The sequence below is a fragment of the Pseudomonas sp. FG98 genome, from assembly GCF_057808595.1.
In genome coordinates, this window is sequence record NZ_JBMDIJ010000133.1 from 1 (window position 1) to 10,756 (window position 10,756).

General features: G+C 62.3%; 5 protein-coding genes. 4 read left to right on the forward strand and 1 reads right to left on the reverse strand.

Annotated features, from left to right (window positions below):
• Nucleotides 1-254: 254 nt before the first annotated feature.
• The gene (locus tag ACODSK_RS31310; RefSeq protein ID WP_489021838.1) at nucleotides 255-1,340 is read right to left on the reverse strand and encodes an XAC2610-related protein; all 1,086 of its coding nucleotides are present in this window, start codon (nucleotides 1,338-1,340) and stop codon (nucleotides 255-257) included.
• Nucleotides 1,341-1,595: 255 nt separating this feature from the next.
• Here ACODSK_RS31310 and ACODSK_RS31315 point away from each other — a divergent pair, with 255 nt between their 5' ends.
• The 4 genes from ACODSK_RS31315 (at nucleotide 1,596) to ACODSK_RS31330 (ending at nucleotide 10,577) form a co-directional block, all read left to right on the forward strand.
• Nucleotides 1,596-3,008, forward strand: coding sequence for a purine-cytosine permease family protein (locus tag ACODSK_RS31315; RefSeq protein WP_489021840.1), 1,413 nt, complete (start codon nucleotides 1,596-1,598; stop codon nucleotides 3,006-3,008).
• A 145-nt stretch (nucleotides 3,009-3,153) separates the two neighbouring features.
• Complete coding sequence (locus tag ACODSK_RS31320; RefSeq protein ID WP_489021842.1) at nucleotides 3,154-6,459, forward strand: RCC1 domain-containing protein; 3,306 nt, start codon at nucleotides 3,154-3,156, stop codon at nucleotides 6,457-6,459.
• A gap of 217 nt (nucleotides 6,460-6,676) precedes the next feature.
• Nucleotides 6,677-9,934 (forward strand): RCC1 domain-containing protein, encoded by a 3,258-nt coding sequence (locus ACODSK_RS31325; protein ID WP_489021844.1) that lies wholly within the window; start codon nucleotides 6,677-6,679, stop codon nucleotides 9,932-9,934.
• A 397-nt stretch (nucleotides 9,935-10,331) separates the two neighbouring features.
• Entirely contained in the window at nucleotides 10,332-10,577 is a 246-nt protein-coding gene (locus ACODSK_RS31330; RefSeq protein WP_489021846.1) for a hypothetical protein, read from the forward strand.
• Nucleotides 10,578-10,756 lie beyond the last annotated feature (179 nt).

The following is a 10,756-nucleotide window of genomic DNA, read 5'->3' on the forward strand; positions in this document are numbered from 1 at the left end:
GGGCGAATCATATCGCCCTTAAGAGGTGTCCGGGATCATTAGGCCAGTTCAAGCCGGCTCCCACAGGGTATCGGGCCAGCCGCAGGATCCAGGCCCGACACAGCAACCTGTGGGGGCTTACCAGCGATGAGGCAGGCAGAACAACCCGACCAGCAAGACCGATGTCGAAGCTGCCGGCCTCATCGTCGGCAACGCCGACTCCCACAGGGAGCCGGGCCAGCCGCAGGATCCAGGCCAGACATAGGAAGAAGTCTTCAGCCAGCCTCCACCAAAGCCGCCACCACCTTGTCCAGCGAGCCTTCCACGCCATCCGGCATCAGTTTCAGGTCGGTCACCTTGCCCTTCACTTCCACCTGCATCTTCAGCAGCCGGCCCTGCTCGTCGGCCAGGATGCGGTAGGTGGTATCGCCGCGCACGAAACTCAGGCCCTGCCCCTCCCGTTGGAAACCTTCACCCTCCTTTTCCGGATAGAACAGCACCGCTTCGTCTTCCTTGCCCAGTGCAACATAGGCCAGCCTGTCTTCGTCCGGGGTCTTGAACAGCACGACCTTCTTGCCCGATGGCGCGAGGCGGAAAGACAGCAGCACCTCGGGCGGATCATCGTTGTTCCAGTACCGGTGCACGCTAGCGACCATCTTGCCGTCGCGGCGCTCTTCGATGCTCTCCACGACCAATCCGGTGGAGAAGTTCTGGCCGAACGAAGCGCGTCTGTTCAATATCGGCTCGCCATTTTCCAGGGAGAAAATGCTGGACTCATGCCAGCAACAGCCATCCTTGGTGAAGACGTCGATCTCCCGGGTCTTTTCGTCCACCGAGAACAATCCGCAATAATCCTGGGCCAGGCGGGTGAAGGATTCACTGTGACGGAAGCCATCGGCGGTGCCGAGAAAGACCTGGTAGGACGGCCCGTGATAGCAACTGAACTGACCGTCCATCAGGGCCAGGTCCTTGATCCCGTCGAGGTTGAAGTCCTGGTAGACCAGCACGCTCTGCTCGCCATAGGGCAGTTCGTGGACATTGACCCGCACCTCCTCGGAACCGTTCTGCTTGTTCAGCACCAGTTCCTCCGACCTGACCTGCACCAGCGCCGGCCCACCGTCCTTGGCATAGACACTGATGATGCCGGGCAGGAACACATCGTCCGCATCGGAGATCTCCAGGGTCGCGCGATAACGCTCGGAGAATTGCTCCAACTGGTAGGTGGACCGGGACAGGCCCTGGAAGTGCGCAGTGTCCAGTTCGCCACGGACATCGGTGGCGCCGGCAAACAGCGGCATGAAAGCGGAAAATCCGCAGAACAGCAGGCGAACCAGGGTTCGCGGAAGGGGTAGGACCCGCACTGTGTGACTCCTGTCTGGAAGGCGAAAGCGCGGATTCTAGCCGCAAACCCTTCCGTCAGTGGAAGAACCTGCCTGGCAGCCCTCCTCGGGGATACGAGCACCCCACCCAGTTTTTTTAACGCCTGAAAACACATATTTACTAATTTCGCCGCCCCCCTCCTCGCCCTCAAGATCGGCCCCCTACAAGAAAGGCGCCGCCCCGGCGACGCCAACCGAAGCATGCCCAGCGTGCTCATCCTTGCCTTGGAGTCCGTCATGACCAACGCAGCGTCATCCGCACCGCTTATCGAGAAACACACGATCGGCTACGTGCCACCCGAAGATCGCCATGGAAAGGTAAGAGATCTGTTCACCCTCTGGTTCGGCGGCAATATCGCGCCGTTGCCCATCGTCACCGGGGCCCTCGGGGTCCAGCTGTTCCACTTGAACCTGGTCTGGGGCATCGTTGCGATCCTCGTCGGGCATCTGCTCGGCGGCGTGCTGATGGCGCTGCATTCGGCCCAGGGCCCGCAGATGGGCATCCCGCAGATGATCCAGAGCCGCGCCCAGTTCGGCTCCCTCGGCGCGCTGCTGGTGGTGGTGATCGCCGGGCTGATGTACATCGGCTTCTTCGCCTCCAACATCGTGCTCGCCGGCAAGTCGCTGCACGGCGTGGCCGACAGCGTGCCAGTGCCGGTGGGCATCGTCATCGGCGCCCTCGGCTCGGGTGTCATCGGCATCATCGGCTACCGCTTCATTCACGTGCTCAACCGCATCGGCACCTGGGTACTGGGCATCGGCATCGTGGTCGGCTTCGGCTATATCCTCACCCATGTGCAGTCCGACGACTTCCTCACCCGCGGCAGCTTCAACCTGTCCGGCTGGCTGGCCACCGTGTCCCTCGCCGCGCTCTGGCAGATCGCCTTTGCCCCCTACGTCTCCGACTACTCGCGCTACCTGCCGGCCAACGTCCCGGTGGCGGCGACCTTCTGGACCACCTACCTGGGCTCGGCCCTGGGCTCCAGCCTGTCGTTCGTGTTCGGCGCCGTCGCGGTGCTGGCGGTACCGGCGGGGATGGACAGCATGGACGCAGTCAAACTCGCCACCGGCGCCATCGGCCCGCTGATGCTGGTGCTGTTCCTGCTCAGCGTGATCAGCCACAACGCCCTCAACCTGTATGGCGCGGTGCTGTCGCTGATCACCCTGGTACAGACCTTCGCCTACCGCTGGATCCCCACCGCGAAAAGCCGCGCCGTGCTGTCGCTGATCGTGCTGCTGGGTTGCTGCGTGGTGGCGGTGTTCGCCTCGGCGGACTTCATCGGCCACTTCGTCGACATGGTCCTGGTGCTGCTGGTGGTGCTGGTGCCGTGGACTGCGATCAACCTCATCGACTTCTACGCGATCCACAAGGGCGACTACGACATCGCCTCGATCTTCAAGGTCGACGGCGGCATCTATGGCCGCTACAACCCGCAGGCGCTGCTGGCCTACGCCATCGGTATCCTGGTGCAGATCCCGTTCATGAACACCCCGCTCTACGTCGGTCCGGTCTCGGCGCATATCGATGGTGCCGACCTGTCGTGGCTGGTCGGGCTGCTGATCACCTCGCCGCTGTACTACTGGCTGGCCACCCGCGACAGCGCCTATCGCCGTCGGCAAACCGGTGCAAAATTGGCGGCATCGCATTGATCTCGCCAGTCATTTGAATCCATTGGGGTTTCGAGAAAAGGCGGCGGCTACCTGATATTTCTGTCAGTTGTGCCGCCGCCTCGCTTGGTTTTTCAATCTGCTCAGCGCTTACCGCAAGCAGCCTGGAAAGGCCAAGGAGACCGCCATGACCCGCGATGAAAAACCCGACAGTGATCCAAGCGATATTCTCAATCTCGACCCGCTCCATATCACCTCGCTGATACGCCCCGTCCAGACCCCGGGCGCTGATGGCGGCATCAACTACAACATCATCCACTCCAACGAAGAGGGCCTGCTGGTCCAGCTTCTGCACTACCTCAACATGCAGACCGGCGACTGGATCCAGGTGTTCTGGGGCGATGACGATACCCCCGTGGTCGCCGATACCGTCCTGCCCGAGCAGGTCGGAGCACACTTTCCGCTGTACGTGCCTACTAACCGTATTCCCGAAGGCGTCCATGACCTTTACGCCACGGTTACCCGCAGCGGTGGCGGCAATGGCGGCTCCACCCTGCCCCTCAGCGTTCTCGTGCGCACGGTGTTTCCCGGCGGGACCGATCCTGCGCCGGACGAGGATGGTCATCAGAATCTGCTGGCCCCTGAGCCCGAGCTGCCACCCAGCGGCATCATCGACGAGGAAGCGGCGAAGAACGGGGTCAAGGTCACCATCGCCGGCTACCCCAACATGCGCGAGTTCGACCGCATCACCCTGAGCTGGGGCGGCGAGTTGCTGGTCCACGAAGTGACCCAGGCTGAAGTGGATGCTGGCTCAGTGGACATTCTGGTCGGCGAGGCCACCATCCTTGCCGCTGGCGCTGACGAAAACCTGATCCTGGTCTATCGGGTGCGTGATGAAGTGCACAACATCTCCAGCGACTGGTCGATCCGTACCCTGGTCACCGTGGAAGTCGGCGAGGACCTGTTCGACGCGCCATGGATCGAAAACCCCGACCCTGACGCCGATCCCTATGAGGTGATCCATCTCGACGACCTGGGCGACAACGACCTGCTGATCGATGTGATGGTCTACAACAACGGCCTGCTGGTCGGCGACGTGATCACCCTGACCTGGACCGGCACCACTGCGCAGGGCCTGCCAGTCGTCTTCACGCCAGAGCCACAGACGGTCACCCGGCCCAACCAGGCGCTGCCTTTCATCATCCCCAATGGCGATGTGCGGGTGCTGGGTGGTGGACGCGGGATGGCCTCCTACACCGTCAGTCGCGACGGCGCTGCGGCAGGTCGGTCCAAGCGTGCCTTCGTCAGTTTCATCGGCGCCGAGCAGCGCTTGCCCAAACCGGAATTGCCCGATGCCGTGGCAGGCGTGCTCGATCCGACCCTGGCCTCAACGTCCCTGGTAGTACCCGGCGATGCTCTGGCGGGTGGCGATACCCTTCATGTGACCTGGCTCGGTACGCGGGCAGATGGCCGCCCGTTGCTGCGGGAATTCACACGCGGCATCAGCAGCGGTAATGCCGGCAAGCCGGTGACGCTCGCCATCGACGGCGAGACATTGCTCGCTCCCCTGGATGGCGGCAGCGTCACGGTCTACTACAAAGTGGTCAAGGGCGACACCGGCGTGGAGCTACCTTCCGAGCATGAGCGAGCACTGGTAGGCGAAGCCCGCGGCGAGCTGCCAGCACCTTCTACCCGTCCGCCTGCCGACAACGGTGTTCTCGATCCCGCAGAGATTGCCATCGAGCTGGAAATCGTTATCCCGCATTGGCCAGGCATGCAAGCCGAGCAGACCGTGCACCTGAGCTGGAAAGCCAGCAATGGCCAATACCACAACGACAGCCTGCCAATCAGCCCGGGCATGGTCGGCGACGACGTGGTGTTCTACATGGATCGCACCTTGATCGATACCTTTGTGGATATGGACGTGGAGCTGTCCTACCGAATCGAGAGCCCCGGCCAACCCGCGCTGGCATCAGACATAGCGCGGTTCCGCGTGGGTGCCAGGGAGGGCATCGGCGATGGCTCACTACGGGTCATGGGGGCACGCTGGGAGCAAAGCTATTGGCGATCAGCAGCCATGCCACGAATGATCAGCGCCCTCGACGAAGACACCTTGGCGCCAGCCCTCGCCCAGTGGCGCTACGAGGACGACTCGCAGTGGACCAGCGCTACCCACTGGTTCGACAGCAAACCCCATCAGAAGCTCTACGTACGCAGCGGCAGCGAAACCTGGGAGTGCCGGCCGCTCAATATCGTTGGTAATGGCACCCCCTCCAGTGAAACAGGATGGGGGTCCTTTGCGGCAATCCGCGACGAGACCGACGGCCCTCACGGTCCGGTAACCGACCTGGTGGTCTGGGGTCCTTGGTGGATCACTGAGGAAATTCCGGATCACGTGCACTTCATCAAGAACGTGGCCCAAGTCGCTAGCGCAGCCTACGGCTACGCAATCCTGATGCTTGACGGCAAGGCCACCAGTTGGGGGGGATCTGAATTGGGCCACACCCCGGAATTGGACAAGGGGGGAATAAAACAGATCAGCGGCAGTGAGAACGCTTTCGTCGCACAAAAAGACAATGGCGAGCTGTATGGCTGGGGATACCTGGAAATCGGCATGCCGATTCCGGATGAAATCACCCAGTACAACAACTACGTCGAAGTGCTTGGCTCGCGCGAAGCCTTCGCCGCGCGCCGTGCCAGTGGCCACATCGTAGCCTGGGGTAGTCCAAATCATGGTGGCCAGCTCCGGGACGGTCACGACGCCTACGACGATATCGTCCAGCTTGCCGGCAACTTCTATAGTTTTGCCGCACTGCGGGATGACCGCGGGGCGAGAAGCGTCATCGCCTGGGGAAATGAGAATCTTGGTGGCCTCATACCAAGCGCTATCGCGCGGCTCACCAACGTCAAGCGCATCTGCGCAAGCACCAGTGGCGCATTCTGCATCCAGTTGGAAACCGGCGAATTGAAAGCCTGGCCAGTCAACAATGCCTACGACTATGGCGGTAAGGTACCGACCAGTATCGGCGCCCTGACCAACGCGGTGGAGGTTGCCGCCACCGGCTACGCGTTCTGTGCCCGTTTGAGCACCGGCAAGGTGGTCGCCTGGGGGCACGACGAACGGGGTGGAAAGCTGCCACGCGCAGTGGCGGACAGAACGGACATTGTCCAGGTAATCGGCAATTTCCATGCGTTCGCCGCACTGTGCAGCGATGGCAGCGTAGTTGCTTGGGGAGAGGCGCAGTTCGGCGGCGACACCAGCAAGATTGCCGAACAGTTGCAGGATGTACGGGCGATCTACTCCAACATCTCGGCCTTTACCGCCCTGACCAAGGATGGCCGCGTGGTGACCTGGGGCCAGTACGATGGTGGCGGCAACAGCGATGAAGTCCAGCCGGAACTGGAAGGCAAGGTCACTGCCCAGCGCCGCCTTTCAAGCGACGAAGCGGCGCAAGTCAATGCCGTAGGGGTGACAGAACAGTCCCGCAACTGAGCCTCCGCTGGCAAGACCTCGACCGAGCGCTACCTTCGCGGTCGAGGCCTTGCCGGACTGACTTTTTCCACACTCGACAGCTCATTGAATTGCCTCGATTTGTCAGGAGCTGATCACGCCCACCTGTTATTTCTGTCAGTTGTGCCCCTGTTCCATTTGGCCTTTCAATTTCCTCAACGCTATCCGCGAGCAGCCTGGAAAGGCCAAGGAGACCGCCATGACCCGCGATGAAAAAACCGGCAGTGATCCAAGCGATATTCTCAATCTCGACCCGCTCCATATCACCTCGCTGATCCGCCCCGTTCAAACCCCGGGCGCTGATGGCGGCCTCAACTACAACATCATCCACTCCAACGAAGAGGGCCTGCTGGTCCAGCTTCTGCACTACCTCAACATGCAGGCCGGCGACTGGGTCCAGGTGTTCTGGGGCGCAGACGAGACTCCCGTGGCGACCGGGACCGTCCTGCCCGAGCAGGTCGGTGCGCACTTTCCGCTGTACGTGCCTGCTAACCGTATTCCCGAAGGCGTCCATGACCTCTACGCCACGGTTACCCGCACCGGTGGCGGCAATGGCGGCTCCACCCTGCCCCTCAGCATTCTTGTGCGCACGGTGTTTCCCGGCGGGACCGACCCTGCGCCGGACGAGGATGGTCATCAGAATCTGCTGGCTCCGCAGCCTGAATTGCCACCCAGCGGCATCATCGACGAGGAAGCGGCCAAGAACGGGGTCAAGGTCACCATCGCCGGCTACCCCAACATGCGCGAGTTCGACCGCATCACCCTGAGCTGGGGCGGCGAGTTGCTGGTCCACGAGGTGACCCAGGCCGAGGTGGATGCCGGTTCGCTGGACATCCTTGTAGGCGAGGCCACCATCCTCGCTGCCGGAGCCGATGAAAACCTGATCCTGGTCTACCGGGTCCGCGACGAAGTGCACAACATCTCCAGCGACTGGTCGATCCGCACCACCATCACGGTCGAAGTCGGCGAGGATCTGTTCGACGCGCCGATGATCGAGAACCCCGATCCGGCGGCCGATCCCTACGAGGTGATTCATCTCGACGACCTGGGTGATGACGACCTGCTGGTCAATGTCATGGTCTACAACAACGGTCTGCTGGTCGGCGATGTGATCAGCCTGACCTGGACTGGCACCACTGCGCAGGGGCTGCCGGTCACCTTCGTTCCCGAACCGCAAACGGTCACCCGGCCCAATCAGGTAATGCCCTTCATCATTCCCAACGGCGATGTGCGGGTGCTCGGCGGCGGACGCGGGGTGGCCTCGTATACCGTCACCCGCGACGGTGCTCCGGCAGGTCATTCCAAGCGCGCCTTCGCCAGTTTCATCGGTGCCGAGCAGAAGCTGCCCAAGCCGGTCGTGAAAGATGCTCAGAACGGTATGCTCGACCCCAGTCTGGAGCAAACCACGGTGACCATCACCGGCGATGTGCTGGAAGCCGGCGATATTGCCTACCTCACCTGGCTCGGCACCCGGGCCAACGGCAGCACCCTGTTGCATGAAGAGTCGCGCAATGTCAGCAGCGGAAGTGCCGGGCAGCCGATGGTATTCGACATCCCTCGCGAGGCCATCGCGCCACTTGAAGGTGGCGCCGTGGTTGTCTACTACCAGCTGTACAAACGCAGCATCGACATGAGACTGGAGTCCGATCGCGAGCACCTGAAGGTCGGCGAATCCCAAGGCGAACTGCCGGCACCCTCGACCGATCCAGCGCTGGTGGATGGCGTGCTCGATCCGGACAACCTGCCTACCGGGCTGAAGATCATCGTGCCGCACTGGCCCGGCATGAATGACCGGCAAACGGCACATCTAGCCTGGCGTGCCAGCGACGGTAGCAACCACGATGACTCCATGCCGATAAGCGCGCCAATGGTGGGCGAGGATGTGGTGTTCTACATGAGTCGCGAACAGGTCGAGGAATATCGCGATCAGGACATCCAGTTGTCCTACTGGGTCGAGACGCCCGGTGAAACGAGCCAACTGTCCGGGGTGCTTGAATTCAGCGTCGGCGAACGCGAGGGAATAGACGCCGGGCCACTGCGGATCATGGGCGCACGCGCCCTTCACCATTACTACAGCGGAAGGAACAAGCCGACCCGGCTCAGGGCCCTGCATGACACCACCCAGGCACCGCTACGCGTCGCCTGGCGCTACGAAGGTAGCGAGCAATGGCTCGTGGCAAGCGAATGGGTCGACGAAAAGCCCTGGCTTAAGCTCTATGTGCGCAGTGCCAGCGAAACCTGGGTATGTCATGCGCTCAATATCGTCGGCAACGGTCACAATCTCGCCATTGCCGCGTTCGTGGCCATGCGCGATGAAGTCATCGATGGCGACGAGTTGGTGGTCGATATGGTCGCCTGGGGGGACCCGTTCGCTGGTGGACAGCTGGATGACCCACAGATCGTCCTGGAGAACGTCGCGGCAATTTCCATGACCAATTCTGCTTTCGCCGCCCGCCTGCGCAACGGCGACGTGGCTTGCTGGGGTAACCCGAAATATGGTGGCGCGCCGGCCAGGCCCCAGGGCAAGTTCGAACAGGTTCACAATGGAGGCTCGGCGTTCATCGGCCGCAGACAGGACGGTACGCTGCTCGCGTGGGGCGACGGGCCGGTCGTTCCAGTGCCACCGCCTGTGCTGCAGCACAACGACTATGTCGAGCTGTGCTCTACCCATTACGCCTGCGCCGCCTTGCGCCAGAGCGGGCATATGGTGGCCTGGGGCGACCCGGAGCGCGGTGGAAAGCTGCTCCAGGGGCAGGAGCACCTCGACGATATCGTGCAGATCATCGGCAACTCGGGCAGTTTTATCGCGCTGCGTGACCTCGGCGACGGCAAGAGCGTGATTGGCTGGGGAGTCGCCGGCCAGGTGCCCGATCACATTGTCGCGCGTACCGATATCAGGCATCTCGCCGCAGCTGCCGCCACCTCCTTCTGCATTATTCTGGAAACCGGCGAGGTCAAGGCCTGGCCATCCAGCCAGAGCGGCGGCAACATACCCGAGGAGATTGCCCGCCTGACCAATGTCGTGGCCGTTGCCGCCACCGCGAGCGCCTATTGCGCTCAACTGGAAAACGGCAAGGTGGCCGCCTGGGGTGACGAGACGTATGGCGGGAGACTGAGTCCCGAGGCCGAGGACAGGTCAGACATTGTCCAGGTCGTCAGCAACCTTGGTGCATTCGCCGTGCTGTGCAGCGACGGAACTGTAGTCGCCTGGGGCCGGGACGACTGTGGCGGGGACACCTCTGCGGTCGCCGACCGGCTGACCGATGTGCGGGCGATCTATGCCACCAGCTGTGCCTTCGCCGCCTTGACCGCGGATGGCCGGGTAGTGACCTGGGGCGCACCGCAGGGTGGCGGCAACAGCAATGCCGTGCAGCCGGACCTGACCCGTCGCGTCACTACCGGGCACCTGCTGACCGCCGAAGAGGCCACTTCAGTGCTGCAAGGCCGTCTCGGCTGATTGGCCAAGTGACCTGCCACAAGGTCCGGATTCGCCTCACCCGGTGGATTCGAACCCTTGTGGCAGATCGCTGAAACCCTGTCTCATCCCGCCACGAAAATTCACCTTGGTCCGACTTTCTTGTAGGCAATTTCCCAAGCATACTCCCCGCCCCCGCCTGGTGGTTGCGTGTCGTGGAAACGCTGCCTAGTCTTCGCCGGTCGTCGCCAAATCGATGACCGGATTAGCAGTCCGAACACGTATTTACCCATCAGCAACCAGTCATGGCGGCTGTGCGTGTGGGCACCTTCGGGTGCGCCGGGTTCCTACGTGTCCGGTCTGCTAACCCATGCACAGTCGCCACCCATCGTTTAGCAGCGAGACGTGGCACCCCTTCCACCCACGTAGGTGTACCACCATGAAGAAACTCGTACCCGATCCACCACCCGTCCTTTCCATTCGTCCCGGCCTGACCCACGACGAAGCCATCCGCACGGCCACCGAGCATCTGGATACCGTGATATCGGCGCTGGATGCCCTGCCCGACCAGCGCAAGGCCCGCGACCAGAGCGTGCTCGAAGGCGCGCGGGTCAATGTGAGAATCGGCAAGGCCCTGCTGAAGATCGCCCAGGCGAAGTCGACGATCAGCGTGCCCATCACCTGACGGAAAAACATGCGTATTTGAATCCACTGGCGCTCGCTCCTGGGGAGACGGTCCTTCGCAGCTAAAGCAGCTCCCACAGGGTCCGCGCCGAACACAGAGACTGTGACTGGCCCAAAACCCTGTGGGAGTCGGCATTGCCGACGATGAGGCCATCCGCTTCGACATCGATCTTGCGGGTC

Excerpts from the sequence above, each read along its gene's own strand:
- ACODSK_RS31315 (WP_489021840.1), top strand. The coding sequence starts at position 1,596 with ATGACCAACGCAGCGTCATCCGCACCGCTTATCGAGAAACACACGATC.
- ACODSK_RS31320 (WP_489021842.1), top strand. The coding sequence starts at position 3,154 with ATGACCCGCGATGAAAAACCCGACAGTGATCCAAGCGATATTCTCAAT.
- ACODSK_RS31325 (WP_489021844.1), top strand. The coding sequence starts at position 6,677 with ATGACCCGCGATGAAAAAACCGGCAGTGATCCAAGCGATATTCTCAAT.
- ACODSK_RS31330 (WP_489021846.1), top strand. The coding sequence starts at position 10,332 with ATGAAGAAACTCGTACCCGATCCACCACCCGTCCTTTCCATTCGTCCC.